The sequence below is a fragment of the Achromobacter sp. 2789STDY5608621 genome, from assembly GCF_001299375.1.
Classification (GTDB): domain Bacteria; phylum Pseudomonadota; class Gammaproteobacteria; order Burkholderiales; family Burkholderiaceae_B; genus Achromobacter; species Achromobacter insuavis.
On sequence record NZ_CYTU01000012.1, the window covers coordinates 93,200 to 110,405 of the forward strand.

A 17,206-nucleotide genomic window follows, 5' to 3' on the forward strand; every position below is an offset into this window, starting at 1 on the left:
CGTCCTCCCCTCACACGTCCAGAAGCGGGCGGTGTTTGATATGCCGCGCGAAGACCTGCATGAACTGCGGATCGACGCGCGCACCCCATACGGCCAGCGAGTGGCCGACGATCCAGAGCACCACGCCGGGAATCCACAGTTGCAGGCCCAGCCCGACGGCGGCGGCTAGCGTGCCGTTGGCAATCGCCACGGTGCGCGGCGCACCGCCCAGCAGGATCGGCTCGGTCAGCGAGCGATGCAGCGGCACTTCAAAGCCCGGAAGATCGGTGGCCTTACTCATACGACGGCCCCTCCGGAGAAGCTGAAGAACGACAGGAAGAACGAGGACGCGGCGAACGCGATGGACAGGCCGAACACGATCTGGATCAGCTTGCGAAAGCCGCCGCTGGTATCACCGAACGCCAGCGCAAGCCCCGTCGAGATGATGATGATCACCGCCACGATCCGGGCGACTGGCCCTTGGATGGATTCGAGGATGGAGGTCAGCGGCCCTTCCCACGGCATCGAGGAACCGGCGGCCTGCGCCGTGCCCGCCAGCAACAGCATCAGCGCGGCCAGCAGCAGCCCTTGCCCTGCGGGACGGGCCAGGTGGCGCAGCCGCGCCATGCTGGACAGGCGAGAAATAGGATTTACGGAAAGACGGAAAGCATCAACGTGCGTCATGGCAGTTCTCCAGGTTGGTCAGGGGTCGAGGAAGGCGCAGCGGCAGCGGCTGCAAGAGGAACCGGCGGCAGCTCGGGAAACGGCGTTTCCAGCGCATCTGTCAGGCGATAGCCCGCACCGTCGAAGCCGACGACACGGGAGATGGTTTCGACGTGACGTTTGCGGCCACGGCCTGCGATGTGAATCACCACGTTGACCGCCTCGGCGATCAGGGCGCGGGGCGGATTCACTGCCACTTCGAGGATCAGTTGCTCCAGACGCAGCAGTGCGCCCAAGGCGGAGCCGGCATGGATGGTGGCAATGCCGCCGGGGTGGCCGGTGCCCCAGACCTTCACCAAGTCCAGGGCTTCGCCGCCACGCACTTCGCCGACGATCACGCGGTCAGGCCGCAGGCGCATCGTGGCCCGCACCAGCTCGGTCATTGTGACGACGCCGGCGCGGGTGCGCAGCGGCACATGGTCGCGGGCCGCGCATTGCAGCTCGATGGTGTCTTCGAGCACCAGCACGCGGTCGCCTGTGGCGGCGATCTCGGCCAGCAGCGCGTTCGCCAGCGTGGTCTTGCCGGTGCTGGTGCCGCCGGCGATCAGGATGTTCTGCCGCTCGCGCACGGCGCGGCGCAGGAACTCGGCCTGCCCGGCGGTCAGGATGCCGTCGGCCACGTAGCGATCCAGGCCGATGATGCTCACGGCCCGCTTGCGTAGCGCGAAGGCTGGCCCCGGGGCGGCCGGAGGCAGGATGCCCTCGAAACGCTCGCCGGTTTCCGGCAACTCGGCGGTCAAGAGCGGCTGGCCGCGATGCACCTCCGCGCCGACATGCGCGGCGACCAGGCGGATGATGCGTTCACCATCGGCCTCGGGCATCTCCACGCCCAGCGGCGAGCGACCCGACGACAGCCGATCCACCCACAGGGTGCGATCGGGGTTGAGCATGATTTCCACAACATCCGGATCTTCGAGCGCAGCGGCGATCAGCGGCCCCATCGCCGTGCGCAGCATCTGGATGCGGCGATCCTGGGACGCCGCGGCGGATGAGCGAGATTCAGGCGGAATCTGCGGAACGGCACTCATGACGCACGCTCTGCAGCTCGCTCATCGGCGGACGCCATCGCTGCTGCGTCATCCATCCGCATCGGATCGGGGTGCAGTTCCTCCACCACGTCGCGCACCAGACTGCGGCCACGCAGCAGGTGGCGACCCAACTGCTCGACGAACTGCTCGAAGCGCGCTTTGCCCTGGGCGCGGGCCGCGTCCTTGTGGGCTTCTGGCACCGGCGTGCTGATGGTCAAGAAATAGCGGATGAACAGCGCCAGCGTTTCGATCTGGATGTTCTGGTCGCGCTCCATGCGTTCGGTCTGCCGCGACAGTCGATCCAGCCGCTTGGCAATGGCGGCCTCACGCTGGTCGCCCGCATCGGGTGACAGCCAGGACGCCAAGGCCGCTGCGACGATGGAGGACTTGGACACGCCTTTCTTGGCGGCAAGTTCATCCAGGCGCTTGGCGTGCTCGGGCTGGATGAAAAGATTGAGGCGGTATTGGCTCATAGGTCGATTCCGTCGTTGGGGTCGAGAGAAGCCAGCCGGGCCGTGCGCTGCATGGCCGGGTCGAGCTGGCCGGGAAGCGGGAGCGCCAGGTCGTCGTCATCGAGCAGCTCCAGGTCGTTCGCACACGCGTCCAACTCGGGCTCGTAGGCGACGGTTTCGGAGAGTTCGAGCTGGCGGCGCGGGCCGCCGTCATCGGTGCCGCCCGGACCATCGGCGGATACCGAGGTCGGCGCCGTAGGTACGGCCGGGATCGCCAAGCCGCTCCAGTCGTCGGGGCGGGCTGGCGGCGCGTCGGCGTACCTCCCGACTGCGAGCACGGGCGGTGGCAGGACGCGATCCTTGAAATTGGCGTCGACGTAGTAACGCAGCTTCTTCGCGCGGATCGGGGCAACGCTGGACACCATGACTACGGCGTCCTCAGGTGGAAGCTGCATCACCTCGCCGGGCGTCAGCAGCGGACGTGCAGTTTCCTGACGCGACACCATCAGGTGCCCCAGCCACGGAGCGAGGCGGTGGCCCGCGTAGTTGCGCTGCGCGCGAAGCTCGGTGGCGGTGCCGAGGGTTTCGGAAATCCTTTTCGCCGTCCTTTCGTCGTTGGTGGCGAAAGTCACCCGGACATGGCAGTTGTCGAGGATGGAATGGTTCTGCCCATACGCCTTGTCGATCTGGTTCAGGCTTTGAGCGATGAGAAAGCTGCGGATGCCGTAGCCGGCCATGAAGGCAAGCGCGGACTCGAAAAAATCGAGGCGACCCAGCGCCGGAAACTCGTCCAGCATCAGCAGCAGCTTGTGCCGGCGCGCGATGCCATCGCTGCCGTCGAGCGATTCGGTCAGCCGCCGCCCGATCTGGTTCAAGATGAGCCGGATCAGCGGCTTGGTGCGGCTTATGTCGGAGGGCGGCACCACCAGATAGAGCGATACCGGGTGCTCGGCGGAAATCAGGTCGGCGATGCGCCAATCGCAGCGCGATGTGACTTCGGCCACGGTCGGGTCGCGGTACAGGCCGAGAAACGACATGGCGGTGGAGAGCACGCCCGATCGCTCGTTGTCCGACTTGTTGAGCACTTCGCGGGCAGCGGATGCGACAACCGGGTGAGGCGCATCGCCCAGGTGCTTCGTCGTCATCATCCGGTGCAGCGTCAGCTCGAACGGACACGCCGGGTCGCTGAGGAAGTTGGCGACGCCGCGCAGCGTCTTGTCCTCGCCTGCGTACAGAACATGCAAGATTGCACCGACCAGTAGCGCGTGGCTGGTCTTCTCCCAATGATTGCGCTTCTCTAACGCACCTTCAGGGTCAACCAGAATGTCGGCGATGTTCTGCACGTCGCGCACTTCATGTGCGCCGCGCCGGACTTCAAGCAGCGGGTTGTAGGCGGCCGACTGCCTATCGGTGGGGTTGAAAAGCAGGCAGTGCGAAAAGCGCGAACGCCAGCCCGCCGTGATCTTCCAGTTCTCTCCCTTAATGTCGTGAATGACGGCGGACGCCGGCCACGAAAGCAACGTAGGCACCACCAAGCCCACGCCCTTGCCCGAGCGCGTGGGTGCGAAGCTCAGGACATGTTCCGGCCCCTCATGTCGGAGGTATTGGTCGTCGTGTTGGCCGAGGAAGACGCCCGCCGGGAGGGTCAGTCCAGCTTTGCGGATGTCGACGGCATCGGCCCAGCGTGCCGAACCATAAGTCGTAACCAGCCGCGACTGCCGAGAACGCCATACCGACATGGCGATGGCGACGAGTAAAGCGAACAAACCGCTACCACCCGCAATCGCACCGCCTGTGTCGAAGACGTGCGGCGCGTAGGCATCAAAGAAGAACCACCATTCGAACAAGCGCCACGGGTGATAAACCGGTACACCTAGAAGATCGAACCAGGGCGATCCGAGGCGTACTTGATAGCCAAGGGTCGCTGCTGTCCATTGTGTGGCGCCCCAGACGCCGGCGATCACGATGCCGATTACCACAGCGATCTGGCCGAACAGAACGTTCGTCCCTTGCATGACCTGTCCTCCGATTTCTCCTGCGCTGGTGTCTCATTGAAAGCGTTGCACAGGGGGTGTCGCAGGCGTCAGGATCGGTTCTGGGCTAGTGCCGGTCAAAGACCGTTCGCAGCACAATGGTCGAGGGAAAAGAAAGAATGAGCGCGGTGGCGAGTCAAAGAAAAGCGCCGCAAGCGAAAGCGCACTGCGGCGCATACAGAGTTCCAAGCAAGTTACCCAAAAAAAGCCGTCAATGGGCCTTGCTTCCACTCATAGGCAATATTTAGATATCATGAAAAACGATGATATTTAAGATTGGAATAAAAATGAAAAATATCAAGAGTATGGATCTCAACTTGCTCAAGGCGCTGGACGCATTGTTAGACGAACGCAATGTGACACGGGCGGCGGCCCGTCTGGGACTAACCCAGCCGGCCTTGAGTGGCATGCTGACGCGGTTGCGCGAGAGCTTCGGTGACCCGCTTTTCGCGCGCTCGCAGCGGGGTATCGTTCCAACGCAGCGGGCGCTGGATCTAGGGATGCCTGTCAAGCAGGTGCTCGCCGAAATCGACGCGCTGCTCCAGCCACCTTCCTTCAATCCGGCCACCGCACAACTGACCTTCTCCATCGCCGCGACGGACTATGCGCTGCGTGCCGTTGCTGTCCCATTTCTATCGGCACTTAAACGGCACGCACCGCGTGTACGAGTCTCATTAGTGCCAGTCGAGAGCGGGCAGCTACAGAACCAGCTTGAGCGCGGTCAGATCGATTTAGCCCTCCTGACGCCAGAGATCACTCCGCCAAATCTGCATGCCCGAGAGCTGTTCAAGGAACACTATGTGTGTGTCCTGCGGGAAGACCATCCTGCGGCTATGGGGCGCAAGCTGACCGTTAAACAGTTCTGTGCTCTCGACCATGCGCTTGTTTCCTACGATGGTGGAGGTTTCCGCGGCGTCACCGACGATGCGCTAGAACAGTTGGGCAAACGACGCAGCGTCACACTGTCGGTCAAGAGCTTTCTGATCTTGCCAGACATCCTGCGTGCCAGTGACATGGTTGCGATCTTGCCGAGCCGCTTGGTCGCCGGTATGGACAAGCTGGCTATCTCCCTGCCGCCGGTGAAGATACCGGGGTTCACCAAGACGGCTGCTTGGCACGAACGCACCCATCACGATCCAGCACATCGCTGGATACGAGCACTGCTGTTCACTTCCTGTGCTAACAACAAGTAGGCAAGATCGCTCCTATCGTCATGCTCAGCACAACTCTACCTCGCACTACAAATAAGCAATCAGTCGGCTCAATTGGAGACGCGCCCTTTCGTAGCGCCGCTGCGAGATAGCCTAGTCGGTGGATGGCAGAACCTAGGCCTTGATATCATATTTTATGATATCAAAAATAGAAACTTAGGATTTCACTTATTGCAGATGGAGGCTCATGATTTGCTCCATGACCACTTGAATGACGCAGCCACCCCTGTTGCGTCATCGACATTTTGTGAAGGAGCTTCGATATGAGCAAGCAACAGAACGCCATCCTCTGGCCCGAAGGCTACACGCCGGGCTTTACTGAGAATTTCGCCTCCAATGAGATCATCGCCGCCGGCTTGAGCGCGGCCGACGTATGGCCTCTACTCGTCACACCATCGCTGTGGCCAAGCTACTACGCCAACTCGGCTAACGTGTGCTTTCATGACGGCAAAGGCCCGGTACTGGCCGACGGCGATCGGTTTTACTTCGAGACCTTCGGCTTCCCGGTAGAGGGGCAGTGCAACGAATACGTGCCACCTGCGGATGGGCAACCCGGCCGCGTGGCCTGGCACGGCTGGTCCGGCGAGGAAGGCACAGATACGCGCCTGGATGTGCATCACGCCTGGCTGGTTGAGAACCTGGACGGCAGGCGCGTGCGCATCCTCACGCAGGAAACTCAGAAGGGCAAACCGGCCGAGGAGCTGCACAACGCCAAACCCAACCCGATGATCAACGGCCATCAGGACTGGCTCGACAGCTTGGTCGAGGCAGCGCGCAAAGCCAAGCAGGCGTAGTGGTCTCCGGCCGCTTGATCCCAAGCGTCTGAACGGAGAAAACCATGATGAGAACTCCCCTCAGGATTCTGCTGGTCCTGACTTCGCAGGCAACGATGGGCGACGAACTGCTCAACCGCGAATGGTTCCGCAGTCGGACCGAAGCGAAGGTGCTGATCGAACGTTGGCGACAGTTCTACAACGAGCAGCGGCCGCATAGCGCGCATGCTTACAAACCGCCGGCGACGATCCGGCGCAACTGGATCCAATCCGATAGCATCCCCTCCGAACTCACTGCCTGACTGGCTACAAAGTTCGTACTCAGGTCACCTTGGCGCAGGCACTGAAGGTGGAGCCACCCGGAATGGGTGCTCCCACCGCCTTACGCGCACTGGCTCGAACTCTCCCGAGGCGCCGGCAAGCTCGTCACATAGCGACTAGAGAGAGGAGGTGACCGTACGAGTTCCCAGCGCCCGATCCACTCTGGGAGCTGGGTCGCCTAGCGACTACGCTACCAATGGAGCTAGCGATCAACTCGATAACTTGAGCGTGATAACGCCCAGGATGATCAACGCCACGCCAAGGTATCGCATCAGGGAGGTTGGGTCGCCATAGAAATGAATTCCGACTAAGAAAGTTCCCGCCGCTCCGATACCCGTCCACACCGCATAAGCAGTCCCAATCGGTATCTGACGCTGAGCAAGCCATAGGAAGGCGCCGCTAATTGTCATGAAAGAGACGGCTACTGCGACCCCACTCCAACGCGATGTTGGCTCTTGCGCCATTTTCAGCCCGACCGGCCATCCGATTTCAAACAATCCAGCCAAAACAAGATAGATCCAACCCATTGCGATTCTCCTTCAAATTTTTCATATCCGGCATACATACTCCGGCATGACCACCAGCTTAGAACTTCGGCGGCTCTTTAGGCGTGGTGTGGGGCACATCGCCATCTTCGTAAAAGCGCTTTCGCGTAGCCTCGGCAACCCGGTTACATAGTTGGTCGCCCAGCATTGGTCGATCCAACTTGCATTGCTTGCGCAACTCTTTCAGACGCTCAGGATTGAGCGCTAATTCATCGACTGTCGGAAGGTTGGCTTTATCTGGTTTCCCAGATGGGCTGCAGGCTGCCAATGTCGAGGAAAGCAATATGAGAGCAATCTTCTTCATGGTTAATTTTCTTTGGGAGATTGTGTGATGGTTTACCGCCGACCTTTGGCATCTGGAGATTTGATCGAATGAACGCGTTCCATGAAGCGAGTCAGCATTTCTGACGGCTCGCTGGCCGGCCGTAGTAGATAGGTCGTGAGCATTGGCGAACGTCCAGTCAGCGGCCGTGCGACCACCCCCTGTTCCCTGCTGGCTGTGATATGCGCGCCTCCTGTGAGGCCTAGTGCAAGTCCCGCCGAAACCAGGACCATCATTAGATCGCTGGAAGTCACGCGTTCGGCAATCAGTGGCTCTATGTCCACGCGACGTAGCACCCGTTCAACTTGCCGAGCATGGCCCTCACACGCCACCGCGTCGCAGAGCACCAGCGGATACCGCAACAGCTCTTCTAGGGGAATCTGTTTGTGGGATAGCAAGGGGTGCCGTGCGGGCACAGCTACCATCAGAGGGTCACTCCACACCGGCACGGCGATGATGCCTTCGCCGACTTCATCCGATTGAGCGAAGCCGAGATCGTACAGTTCGCCACACAATCCCTTGATTTGCTGTGCCAAAGGCACCTCGAAGAAGCGAACTTCCACTTCCGGCTCTTCCTGCCGGCAGAGCGCCAACAACGCAGGCAGGCGCGATGGCGTGATTCCATCAGACAATGCAATACGGAGCTGGCAATGAAAGCCATTGGCTGCGGCGTTCACACTGTCGCGCGCCTGCTGCAAAGCTGCGAAGACACGCGGCACGCTCTCAAAGAAGAGCCTGCCCGCACGAGTCAAGCGGGTGCTCCGAGTGGTTCTCGCAAATAGCGCTACGCCCAACTCTTCCTCAAGTTCCTTGATGGCGCGCGACAGCGGCGATGTCTCTATGTGGAGGCGCTCTGCGGCTCGGGCAAAGTGCAGCTCCTCTGCCACCGCCAGAAAGTAGCGCAGGTGTCGAATTTCCATGTTCGCATTCCTCATCACTCAGGCCTCACCACCTTCGCCTTGCGTCACGCTATTTAGCTAGCCTTCGCAAGCTGCTCCAGCATGTTTCTGCGATCAAACAGGAGAGCCGGATAATGCTTTTGCCAGGACGCCCCATTGCATGGCTGTCTCGGCCCGCGTGCGGATCAGCGAAGCCTGCGCTGACAGCACCCCGGCCTCAGCCTCGGCCACCACCGTGGCGTCCACTTGTCCCGCCTCGAACAGACGTCGGCTGCGATCGAGCTGACGCTCCGCGACTGCGACACCCTCGGCCTGATGCTCCAGTGCTGCGTGCTGCGTATGCCAACCGAGATATGCGTTCTCTACGTCCTGCAAAGCACTCAACAAAGTGCGCTCGAACTCCGCACGGGCAGCTCGGCTGCGCGCCTCTCCGGTCTCGATGCCGGCACGGATCGCGCCACCATCGAAGATCGGCAACGACACCCCGGCCCCAAGTGAAAAAATGTTTCCAGTGATGCGGGTTCCCACACTCTCTACGCGCTGCCGTCCGCCGCTCAGGTCCAACACCAGCCTGGGGAAGCGTTCGCCTTCGGCTGCGTTCCAGCGCGCGGTTTCGGCGGCGAACTTCGCTTCGGCGGCGCGCACGTCGGGCCGCTCACTCAGCAGGTCCGCAGGTATGCGTGTCGGTGTCCAGTCCGGGACGGCGAGCGACGCAAGAGTTGGGGAAGCTGCAGGCGCTCCGGGCGTTTGTCCCACTAGTACATCGAGTGCATGCGTCGCCTCGCCGCGCGCACGCCGCAGTTGCTCTTGCTCCACGCGCAGTGCGACGACGCCGGCGCGGGTACGCTCGATGTCGAAGCCGGTAGCTTGTCCGGCCTCGAACTTCCGTTGCATCAGCAAGACGAGTCGTTCTGCGGATGCCAGCCGCGCCGCGGCTAGCGCTTCGAGCTCACTGGCTTGGCGCTGCTGCACAGCCGCCGACACTGTTTCAAACGCGACCTGCCACCGCGTGGCAACCCACGCTTGTTCGGCTGCCACCGCATCCAGGCGCGCACCTTCTGCTGCCTGCGAAAGCCGTCCCGACAGGTCTGCCTCCCACGATGCGGACAACGTGGCGCGGCCATCATTGCCGATTGCAACGTTCTCTGAATAGTCGCGTCCTCGAGTTGCCTGCGTGCCCGCGGACAACGAGGGGAGCAGGGAGGCCCGTGCTCGCCGCGTGGCGGCCGATGCCTCGTCCACGCGCGCTCGCGCAATCGTCAGTTCGGTATTGCGCTCCAGCGCCGCCCGGACCAAGGCATTGAGGTGCGGATCGCCGTAGGCCGTCCACCAATCGACGGGAAGAGTACGGCGGGACGATTTGTCCAAGATGCCTTCACCTCCCTCTTCATTTGAGAAATGGGCCGGTACATCCAGGCGAGGTGGATCGGCAGAGTGCGGGGCATGGCTGCAGGCCGCAAGAAGCAGTAGCGGAGAAATCATGGCAATGAGGCGATAGCGTTCAAGAATTTGAGACATGGCAGCTCCTTGCGTTCCGAAAAAGTCTTGACGGACTGTTGTATGGCTTCTACTATACCGTCTGGACTGTATATGACTCAAGCTTTTTTGGAGCACGACCATGCCGCCCCGCGCGAAAACAAAGTTGCCCCCCCCGTCCACTGCCCATAGCAGCGCCGATGCGCAGCCCGGCCTCCAGCAAGGAGCCCAGCGAACTCGCGACCGCATCCTGCAGGCCGCCCGCGAACTGGTGCTGGAGGAAGGTGCCAGTCGCTTGACACTGGACGCCGTCGTTGTGCGGGCCGGGTTGAGCAAAGGGGCGTTTCTCTATCACTTCAAGACCAAACGCGATTTGTTCGTGACACTGATCGACGAGATGATCCGGGCGTTCGACGCGGTACAAGCCAATCACGAGCGCAGGTTTGCCGGAGATCCGGACCCCTGGCTGTCGAGCCAGGTGGAAGCGATGCCCGACGACGAGATGCAGAAGATGGGCGCAGCGCTGCTCGCGGCAGCTGCGGAAGATCCAACACTTCTCGACCCACTGCGCGAGTGGTACCGCGTGCAGTACGAACGCGTGCGTCGATCCCCGCGTGGCACCGAGACCGCGGCACTCATCATGCTGGCATTGGATGGCGCCCTGTTCGCCGATCTTCTGGGTTTGCCAATACTCGCACCCGCAGAGCGGCGGCATTTCTTTCGGGCGCTCCAGGATCTCGCCTCGGGCCATCTCGAACTTGTCCCGGCAAAAGGACGCACATGAGTCGCGTCCGTAGCGGTGTCATGACCGCGTGCGCACCGCGCTCCTTGGCGGTTGCTTGCACACTATCCATTTCGACTCTGCTCTCAGGGTGCGGAAACTCGCAATCCACCGTATCCGAGCCTCCGCGCGCAGTGAAGCTCGCCGCCGCGCAGTCGGATCTCCCGCATAGCTCTCGCATCGAATTGACTGGCTCGGCGCGAGCAACCGAGCGCAGCATCCTAGGATTTGAAACAGGAGGACGGATCGCCAAGTTGAACGTCGACGTGGGTGAACGGTTCTCCCGCGGCCAAGTCCTGGCAGAACTTGATGCGCAACCTGACCGGCTTCGCGTGACACAAGCGCAAGCATCCCTGGCGGCCGCCGAAGCCGGCCTGATGGATCGACGTGTACAGACAGATCAACAGCGCCGGTTGCTCGAAAGCGAAGTCATCTCCCCTGCTGCGTTCGAGAGCGCGAAGGCGCAGCTAGCGGTCGCAGAGGGTCAAGCGCGCACTGCCAAGGCGGCGCTTGGCCTGGCCGAACGAGCACAACGTGGCACGATGATCGTCGCTCCTTTCGATGGTGTCGTGGCGGAAAAGCTGGCTTTGGCGTTCACCGACATTGCTGCTGGTGCGCCGGTATTTCAGGTCGACGGCGTGCGCAGTGGCACTGAGATCATCGCGAACGCGTCTACTACACAGGCACCTCACATAGATGTCGGCCAACGCGCAGAACTGAGCTGGAGCGGAGCCGAACAACCAATCCGAGCGGTGGTACGTCGTGTCGGTCTGCGCGCCGAAAATGGCTCGCTCCTACCCGTGGTGCTAGTGCCTGAAGATAACGCGCAAGCGCGCGCACTTCGGCCAGGTATTCCCGTACAGGTCGTGCTCGACGCACCTGCGGCAACCTCCAAGACCTCTCGGCCCGAGACTGTATCCATACCTTATGCCTCGCTGGTGCTCGGCACGAAGCCGGGCGAGGCTTCCGTCTTCGTCTACACCCCTGAAGATAAGAAGGTGCACCGTCGCGCGGTGCGCTTCACGCCGGTACAGGAAGGAGACAGCGCGCGCGTCCTCGCTGGACTCAAGCCCGGCGAGACGGTGGTTGCCGCCGGAGGAGGATGGCTCACCGATGGACAGCCAGTGACACCACTGGAAGCCACCACTCAATTGACCAAGCGCTAACGCGATCCACCAGGTTACTTCATCATGAAGATCACCGAGATGGCGCTGCGCGCCAGTCGACTTACCTACTTTGTAGCGCTCATCATTTTCGTCGCCGGCATCGCGACCTTCCTGAATTTTCCTTCTCAGGAGGAGCCGACTGTCACGGTCCGCGATGCGATGGTCACGGCGTTGAACCCGGGGCTGCCCGCCGAACGCGTTGAGCAACTCATTGCCCGGCCGATCGAGGAGCGCTTGCGCGAACTGGCAGAGGTCAAGCGCGTGACGAGCACCGTGCGCGCAGGCAGCGCCATGATCCAGGTCACGATCTGGGACCGCTACACCGACTTGGCACCGATCTGGCAGCGCGTCCGGGCCAAGGTCGCCGATTCGAAGGATGCCTTACCACAGAGCACGATGGGGCCTTTCGTCGACGAAGACTTCGGCCGCGTCGCGGTTGCCTCGATTGCGGTCACTGCACCAGGTTACTCCATGAGCGAGATGCGCGTCGCGCTCAAGCAGATGCGCGACCGCCTGTACACCGTGCCTGGTATTGAGCGCATCACTTTCTACGGCCTGCAGGAAGAGCGCGTCTATCTCGAATTCGATCGGCCTAGGCTCGCGCGATTGGAGCTGACACCACAGGGGGTGATCGACCAACTCGTCAAACAGAACGTCGTCGCTTCGGGTGGACAAATTGTTGTCGGCGGCATCAATGCAACCTTGGCGGTCAGTGGCGAAGTGCGTGACGCTCCCTCCCTGCGAGCAATGCCGATCGCGCTGCCACGACCGCAAAGTAGTACGGCGCCCGTGCCGACGATCGCATTGGGTGAACTGGCGCAGGTGAGTGTGCGGCCAGCCGATCCGCCGGAATCTGCTGCCATCTACAAAGGCCAGCCCGCTGTCGTCATGGCGGTTTCGATGGCCTCCGGTCAGAACGTGGAGCAGTTCGGAAAAGCGCTCAAAGCACGGGTTGCAGACCAGGAGAAGCTGCTGCCGGCGGGTTTCGATCTGTCATACGTCACTTTCCAGGCCGATGTCGTCAAGCACGAGATGGGCAAAATGAACCACGTCATGATGGAGACGATCATCGTCGTCCTCGGTGTCGTCGTGCTATTTCTCGGTTGGCGCACCGGGATCATCGTGGGCATGATCGTGCCGTTGACGATCCTCAGTGCACTCATCGTCATGCGCGCGATGAACATCGAGCTTCAGAACGTCTCGATGGGCGCCATCATCATTGCGCTCGGCTTGTTGGTGGACAACGGCATTGTGATTGCCGAAGACATCGAACGCCGCCTGGCCGGTGGCGAAGATCGTAAGCATGCCTGCCTCGAGGCGGGCCGCACGCTCGCCATTCCGCTGCTCACGTCCTCGCTCGTGATCGTGATCGTGTTCTCGCCGTTCTTTTTTGGCCAGAACGCCACGAGCGAGTATCTGCACAATCTCGTGGTCGTGCTGGCACTGACGTTGTTCGCTTCGTGGCTGCTGTGCCTGACTGTCACGCCCCTATTGTGCTACCACTTCGCCAAACCCCATCACAAGCAGGAGCAGGGCGACGCCTATGACACCCGCTTCTACCGTGGCTACCGGCGCGTACTGGAGTGGGTGCTCCACCATAAGGCGGTCTATGTAGCGTCGATGATCGCGGCGCTTGCCATTGCGCTGTATGGCTTCACCACCCTGCCGTACGATTTCATGCCCAAGTCCGACCGGCTTCAGTTCCAGATTCCGGTGCAGCTCGCCCCCGGTACCGACTCGCGCGAAACGCTCGCCCGCGTGAAGCAGATCAGTGGTTGGCTGGGCGACACGAACATCAATCCAGAAGTCTCCGATCACATCGGCTACGTCGCCGATGGTGGCCCGCGCTTCATCCTTAGCCTGAATCCACCACTGCCGGCATCGAACATCGCGTACTTCGTTGTCACATTGAAGCCGAAGAGCGACATCGACGCCGTCCTCGCCCGCACCCGCAGCTACTTTGCGCAAGCACATGGCGACGTGCGCGCCGAGCCCAAGCGTTTCTCGCTCGGTGCGACCGAGTCAGGGACTGCCATTTATCGCGTCAGCGGTCCGGATGAGGAGGTATTGTTGGGGGCCGCGTCCAAAATCGAAGCAGCGCTGCGCAAGCTGCCCGGCACCATCAACGTCAAGAACGATTGGGATACGCGCGTTGGCCGCATCGACGTACGGGTCGACCAGGACCGCGCGCGTCGGGCGGGCGTGACGACTGAAGACATCGCTGGCGGGCTGGATGTCCGCTACAGCGGCAGATCGATCTCGGTTATTCGCGACGGTGACACCTCCGTCCCGATCGTCCTGCGCAGTATCGTAAGCGAGCGTCGCAGCACGGCAGACGTAGGCGCGACGCTCATCTATCCCACCAACGGCGGTCCAGCGGTGACGCTGGCTCAGGTCGCAGACGTATCGCTCGCGAGCGAGCCCTCGGTCATCCAACGGCGCAATCTCATCCGCACGATCACCGTGCAAGGACAGAACACCTCTTACACCGCCCAGGAGATCATCAACCGCCTGGCGCCTAGCGTCGCTGCCCTGGACCTGCCCGCGGGCTACTCGGTTGAACTTGGCGGCGAGATCGAGGAAGCCGCCGAATCGAACGCCGCGCTGTCGACCTACATGCCCCTCGCATTTCTGGCGATGCTGATGCTGTTCGTATGGCAGTTCAATTCTTTCCGCAAGCTCGGTGTGATCCTCGCGACGATCCCTTTCACGCTTATCGGCGTGGTATTGGCTCTGAAGCTGACCGGCACACCTTTCAGCTTCATGGCGACCTTCGGCGTACTGGCCCTGTTCGGGATCATTGTCAACAACGCCGTGCTCTTGCTGGAACGCATCGACCAGGGGCTAGCGGAAGGCCTGCCACGCCATGAAGCCTTGGTTGGGGCCGCGATACAACGGCTTCGTCCAATCGTGATGACCAAGGTCACCTGCATTTCGGGACTGGTGCCACTCATGCTCTTCTCCGGACCATTATGGAAAGGGATGGCGATCGCGATGATCGGTGGGCTGGCACTCGGAACGCTGGTGACGTTGGGCTTGATTCCGCTGCTTTACGAAGTCCTGTTTGGAATCAAGCGAATTGGGCCGTGGAACCTGAGTGTCGCCACCGCGCATGGAGATCGCTCATGAGTCTCTTGCGAGCCGCCGCGTGCTGCGCATTCTCAGAATTCGTATGCACCCACGCTTCATGCGTATGTCTCGCTAGGCTTATGCGATTCAGCACCCATCCGCTGATCTGGAAATCCTGGTCGATTGTCATTGCCGCAGGGGTTCTAGGAGCGGGCTATCCACTGGGCCTGCGGGCCATCACGGCGGGCGGTCCGATGCGCTGGGTCGGCCTCTGTGTGGCAGTGACGTGCATGGCGGCCAGCGGCGCACTTTTGTGGTTCGCGCTCAAGCGGATTCCGATCAGCGCGGCCTCTGCAGCCTGGGCAGGAATCGGGCTACTTGGAAACTTGGGCGTCGGCGCCCTCCTACTAGGCGATGTCGCATCGGTAACGCGCTGGTCTGGCACCGCCCTCATCGCAGCAGGCATTGCCTGTCTTAGTTTCGTTTGATCAAGGAGACCCATTATGAAGAGCAAAACTGCATTGATCCGCGGCGGCATCTTTTTTTGCGTAGCAGGCGCGCTCTCTGGATGCGCGACCAACAGCATGACGCGCTCCGGATTTCTCGGCGACTACGAGAAGTTATCGCCGACACGATACGAGAACGTACTGATGTACCGCGCAGCGGGATTCGAGCCCAAGCGTTATGCCGCTGTCGTGGTGGAAGAAGCGCAGATCAAGACCGCCTCGGGTCGCATCGATGGGCTCGATGACGCGCAGCAGCGCGAAGTGCTAGACCATGTGACGAGCGAACTGAAACGCCAGGAAGGCAAAAGTCCCGCCCCCCCAGGTGGCGCGGGACAGGTTCGGGTGCGTGTAGCGGTCACCGAACTGCAGACACCGAATCGGGCAGTCAATGCAATGACGACCCTGCTGGTTGGACCCGTGACGACGGGTGGTGCCAGCCTAGAGTTCGAAGCAGTCGATTTAAGGACGGGACGCCGGGTTGCTGCCGCCAGTTGCTTCGAGCGCGGCAACGTCATTAAAGAGTTCGCCGGTTCGTACACATTGCTGGGTCATGCCAAAGCGGCGATCACGAACTGCATCGAGCGCATCGACAGCGCTTGGCGGGACACGCAGCCATGAGCAACGCTTCACAGGCTTGGCTCCGGCAGGATGCCATGGTCGGCGGTGATCACAAATGGCTGGCGGGTGGCGACTGGACGATAGAGCACTACGCCAGTCTGGCAAAATCCGTGTCCGCCGCCCGCATCAGTCATGCCGAGGGGTACGCCACTCCCTTACTCGACTGGACGCAAGTCCAGAGACTGGACACCGCCGGCGCGGCTCTGCTGGTGGAAATTCTCGGGCCAGACTCGATACTCGACCGGCCGGAGGCAGCTCCAAATCTGTCCTCGGATCGCCTCGCCCTAATGAGAGCGCTGGCCGCCGCTGCTACCGATCAGCAGAAGACGGAGAAAGCAGCGGTGAGCGGGAATCCTCTGCTCCGCGGTCTGGGACGCATAGGCCTGACCTTGGAACAGGGCTGTCGTGCGTGTCTTGGTCTGGCCGGGTTCGTGGGCCAGATCATCGAAACATGGAGCCGTACCGTTCGTCACCCGCGTCGCTGGCGCGCGACCTCGGTGATCGCTCAAATCCAGCGATCAGCGGTGGACGCCATTCCCATCGTGGCGCTACTGAGCTTCATGGTAGGAATGGTGGTGGCGTTCCTGGGAGCAACGGTGCTGGCCAACTTCGGTGCGAGCATCTTCTCGGTGCATCTGGTCGCCTTCTCGTTCATGCGCGAGTTCGGAGTGCTGCTCCCGGCCATATTGATTGCAGGCCGTACCGCAAGCGCGTACACCGCCCAAATCGGTTCGATGAAGGCAAATGAAGAGATCGATGCGCTTCGCTCCAACGCGCTCGACCCCATCGAGTTACTGGTGCTGCCACGCGTGCTGGCGCTTCTTGTGTCCTTGCCACTGCTCACCTTAGTAGGCATCTTGGCTGGCATTGCGGGCGGCGCCACCGTATGCGCACTGAGCTTGGAAATTCCTCCCGCACAGTTCCTTGCCATCGTGCAGGAAAAAATCGAGGTGCGCCATTTTCTTGTCGGAATGAGCAAGTCCCCGCTCTTCGCGGTGATGATCGCCGCTATCGGCTGCCATGAAGGGTTCAAGGTCGCCGGTAGCGCTGAGTCGGTAGGCGACCACACGACGTCTAGTGTCGTGCAATCAATCTTCATGGTGATCCTGATAGACGCCATCGCTGCACTGTTCTTCATGGAGATGGGCTGGTGAGCGCGGTGAAGCAAGACACCGACAACGGTGTGCGACACGCTATTGAAGTGCGCGGCCTGGACAACAGGTTTGGAACCCAGCAGGTCCATCAGGACCTAGACCTGGACGTGCGGCGCGGGGAAATCCTTGGCGTGGTGGGAGGGTCAGGCA

The 17,206-nt window shown here is 61.5% G+C and carries 17 protein-coding genes and 2 pseudogenes; 10 read left to right on the forward strand and 9 right to left on the reverse strand.

Annotated elements, in window-relative coordinates; genetic code table 11:
- Positions 1-10: 10 nt before the first annotated feature.
- The 5 genes from AOZ53_RS14275 to AOZ53_RS14295 are packed head-to-tail and all read right to left on the reverse strand — an operon-like array spanning position 11 to position 4,197.
- Complete coding sequence (locus AOZ53_RS14275) at positions 11-280, reverse strand: VirB3 family type IV secretion system protein (protein ID WP_003092280.1); 270 nt, start codon at positions 278-280, stop codon at positions 11-13.
- Complete coding sequence (locus AOZ53_RS14280) at positions 277-663, reverse strand: TrbC/VirB2 family type IV secretion system protein (RefSeq protein WP_000150010.1); 387 nt, start codon at positions 661-663, stop codon at positions 277-279. The genes AOZ53_RS14275 and AOZ53_RS14280 overlap by 4 nt, the downstream gene beginning before the upstream one ends.
- Positions 660-1,730 (reverse strand): P-type conjugative transfer ATPase TrbB, encoded by a 1,071-nt coding sequence (gene trbB, locus AOZ53_RS14285; protein ID WP_023093367.1) that lies wholly within the window; start codon positions 1,728-1,730, stop codon positions 660-662. The genes AOZ53_RS14280 and trbB overlap by 4 nt, the downstream gene beginning before the upstream one ends.
- Complete coding sequence (locus AOZ53_RS14290; protein WP_000085131.1) at positions 1,727-2,203, reverse strand: ribbon-helix-helix protein, CopG family; 477 nt, start codon at positions 2,201-2,203, stop codon at positions 1,727-1,729. The genes trbB and AOZ53_RS14290 overlap by 4 nt, the downstream gene beginning before the upstream one ends.
- Positions 2,200-4,197, reverse strand: coding sequence for a conjugal transfer protein TraG (locus AOZ53_RS14295; protein WP_001163195.1), 1,998 nt, complete (start codon positions 4,195-4,197; stop codon positions 2,200-2,202). The genes AOZ53_RS14290 and AOZ53_RS14295 overlap by 4 nt, the downstream gene beginning before the upstream one ends.
- Positions 4,198-4,502: 305 nt before the next feature.
- Here AOZ53_RS14295 and AOZ53_RS14300 point away from each other — a divergent pair, with 305 nt between their 5' ends.
- The 3 genes and pseudogenes from AOZ53_RS14300 to AOZ53_RS14310 form a co-directional block, all read left to right on the forward strand.
- Positions 4,503-5,408 carry a LysR family transcriptional regulator gene (locus AOZ53_RS14300; RefSeq protein WP_023093368.1) on the forward strand — a complete coding sequence of 302 codons (906 nt, stop codon included), beginning with the start codon at positions 4,503-4,505 and terminating at the stop codon, positions 5,406-5,408.
- Positions 5,409-5,689: 281 nt separating this feature from the next.
- On the forward strand, positions 5,690-6,220 hold the full coding sequence (locus AOZ53_RS14305) for an SRPBCC family protein (RefSeq protein WP_000043569.1): 531 nt from the start codon (positions 5,690-5,692) through the stop codon (positions 6,218-6,220).
- Between the two features lie 101 nt (positions 6,221-6,321).
- A pseudogene (locus tag AOZ53_RS14310) lies at positions 6,322-6,501 on the forward strand (integrase core domain-containing protein); the annotation flags it as partial.
- 228 nt (positions 6,502-6,729) lie between these two features.
- On the opposite strand, the gene AOZ53_RS14315 reads toward AOZ53_RS14310, so the two are convergent.
- The 4 genes from AOZ53_RS14315 to AOZ53_RS14325 all read right to left on the reverse strand — a co-directional run bounded on the left by AOZ53_RS14315 (position 6,730) and on the right by AOZ53_RS14325 (position 9,804).
- Entirely contained in the window at positions 6,730-7,047 is a 318-nt protein-coding gene (locus tag AOZ53_RS14315) for a DMT family transporter (RefSeq protein WP_000539741.1), read from the reverse strand.
- A gap of 58 nt (positions 7,048-7,105) precedes the next feature.
- Positions 7,106-7,369 carry an EexN family lipoprotein gene (locus AOZ53_RS33415; RefSeq protein ID WP_000717310.1) on the reverse strand — a complete coding sequence of 88 codons (264 nt, stop codon included), beginning with the start codon at positions 7,367-7,369 and terminating at the stop codon, positions 7,106-7,108.
- A 32-nt stretch (positions 7,370-7,401) separates the two neighbouring features.
- The gene (locus AOZ53_RS14320; RefSeq protein ID WP_000405670.1) at positions 7,402-8,307 is read right to left on the reverse strand and encodes a LysR family transcriptional regulator; all 906 of its coding nucleotides are present in this window, start codon (positions 8,305-8,307) and stop codon (positions 7,402-7,404) included.
- Positions 8,308-8,400: 93 nt separating this feature from the next.
- On the reverse strand, positions 8,401-9,804 hold the full coding sequence (locus AOZ53_RS14325; protein WP_000078291.1) for an efflux transporter outer membrane subunit: 1,404 nt from the start codon (positions 9,802-9,804) through the stop codon (positions 8,401-8,403).
- Positions 9,805-9,904: 100 nt separating this feature from the next.
- Between AOZ53_RS14325 and AOZ53_RS14330 the strand changes: the two genes are divergently transcribed.
- The 7 genes and pseudogenes from AOZ53_RS14330 to AOZ53_RS14350 all read left to right on the forward strand — a co-directional run.
- Positions 9,905-10,546, forward strand: coding sequence for a TetR/AcrR family transcriptional regulator (locus tag AOZ53_RS14330; RefSeq protein ID WP_023093369.1), 642 nt, complete (start codon positions 9,905-9,907; stop codon positions 10,544-10,546).
- A 131-nt stretch (positions 10,547-10,677) separates the two neighbouring features.
- A complete protein-coding gene (locus tag AOZ53_RS33420; protein ID WP_225984323.1) occupies positions 10,678-11,709 on the forward strand; it encodes an efflux RND transporter periplasmic adaptor subunit in 1,032 nt (343 codons plus the stop codon).
- Positions 11,710-11,733: 24 nt separating this feature from the next.
- On the forward strand, positions 11,734-14,838 hold the full coding sequence (locus AOZ53_RS14335; RefSeq protein ID WP_003092293.1) for an efflux RND transporter permease subunit: 3,105 nt from the start codon (positions 11,734-11,736) through the stop codon (positions 14,836-14,838).
- A gap of 80 nt (positions 14,839-14,918) precedes the next feature.
- A complete protein-coding gene (locus AOZ53_RS33425; protein ID WP_038421338.1) occupies positions 14,919-15,266 on the forward strand; it encodes a DMT family transporter in 348 nt (115 codons plus the stop codon).
- Between the two features lie 15 nt (positions 15,267-15,281).
- Positions 15,282-15,902: a DUF3313 family protein gene (locus tag AOZ53_RS14340; RefSeq protein WP_000837791.1), complete on the forward strand. Its 621-nt coding sequence runs from the start codon at positions 15,282-15,284 to the stop codon at positions 15,900-15,902.
- Positions 15,899-17,056 (forward strand): MlaE family ABC transporter permease, encoded by a 1,158-nt coding sequence (locus AOZ53_RS14345; RefSeq protein ID WP_000063629.1) that lies wholly within the window; start codon positions 15,899-15,901, stop codon positions 17,054-17,056. The genes AOZ53_RS14340 and AOZ53_RS14345 overlap by 4 nt, the downstream gene beginning before the upstream one ends.
- Positions 17,053-17,206 (forward strand): annotated as a pseudogene (locus AOZ53_RS14350) (ABC transporter ATP-binding protein); the annotation flags it as partial. The gene AOZ53_RS14345 and the pseudogene AOZ53_RS14350, both read left to right, overlap by 4 nt.

What these genes read in the sequence shown, in the direction of transcription:
- AOZ53_RS14305 (WP_000043569.1), top strand. Translation starts at nt 5,690, where the DNA reads ATGAGCAAGCAACAGAACGCCATCCTCTGGCCCGAAGGCTACACGCCG.
- trbB (WP_023093367.1), bottom strand. Translation starts at nt 1,730, where the DNA reads ATGAGTGCCGTTCCGCAGATTCCGCCTGAATCTCGCTCATCCGCCGCG.
- AOZ53_RS14290 (WP_000085131.1), bottom strand. Translation starts at nt 2,203, where the DNA reads ATGAGCCAATACCGCCTCAATCTTTTCATCCAGCCCGAGCACGCCAAG.
- AOZ53_RS33425 (WP_038421338.1), top strand. Translation starts at nt 14,919, where the DNA reads ATGCGATTCAGCACCCATCCGCTGATCTGGAAATCCTGGTCGATTGTC.
- AOZ53_RS14340 (WP_000837791.1), top strand. Translation starts at nt 15,282, where the DNA reads ATGAAGAGCAAAACTGCATTGATCCGCGGCGGCATCTTTTTTTGCGTA.
- AOZ53_RS14275 (WP_003092280.1), bottom strand. Translation starts at nt 280, where the DNA reads ATGAGTAAGGCCACCGATCTTCCGGGCTTTGAAGTGCCGCTGCATCGC.
- AOZ53_RS14330 (WP_023093369.1), top strand. Translation starts at nt 9,905, where the DNA reads ATGCCGCCCCGCGCGAAAACAAAGTTGCCCCCCCCGTCCACTGCCCAT.
- AOZ53_RS33415 (WP_000717310.1), bottom strand. Translation starts at nt 7,369, where the DNA reads ATGAAGAAGATTGCTCTCATATTGCTTTCCTCGACATTGGCAGCCTGC.
- AOZ53_RS14320 (WP_000405670.1), bottom strand. Translation starts at nt 8,307, where the DNA reads ATGGAAATTCGACACCTGCGCTACTTTCTGGCGGTGGCAGAGGAGCTG.
- AOZ53_RS14280 (WP_000150010.1), bottom strand. Translation starts at nt 663, where the DNA reads ATGACGCACGTTGATGCTTTCCGTCTTTCCGTAAATCCTATTTCTCGC.
- AOZ53_RS14295 (WP_001163195.1), bottom strand. Translation starts at nt 4,197, where the DNA reads ATGCAAGGGACGAACGTTCTGTTCGGCCAGATCGCTGTGGTAATCGGC.
- AOZ53_RS14300 (WP_023093368.1), top strand. Translation starts at nt 4,503, where the DNA reads ATGAAAAATATCAAGAGTATGGATCTCAACTTGCTCAAGGCGCTGGAC.
- AOZ53_RS14325 (WP_000078291.1), bottom strand. Translation starts at nt 9,804, where the DNA reads ATGTCTCAAATTCTTGAACGCTATCGCCTCATTGCCATGATTTCTCCG.
- AOZ53_RS14315 (WP_000539741.1), bottom strand. Translation starts at nt 7,047, where the DNA reads ATGGGTTGGATCTATCTTGTTTTGGCTGGATTGTTTGAAATCGGATGG.
- AOZ53_RS14335 (WP_003092293.1), top strand. Translation starts at nt 11,734, where the DNA reads ATGAAGATCACCGAGATGGCGCTGCGCGCCAGTCGACTTACCTACTTT.
- AOZ53_RS14345 (WP_000063629.1), top strand. Translation starts at nt 15,899, where the DNA reads ATGAGCAACGCTTCACAGGCTTGGCTCCGGCAGGATGCCATGGTCGGC.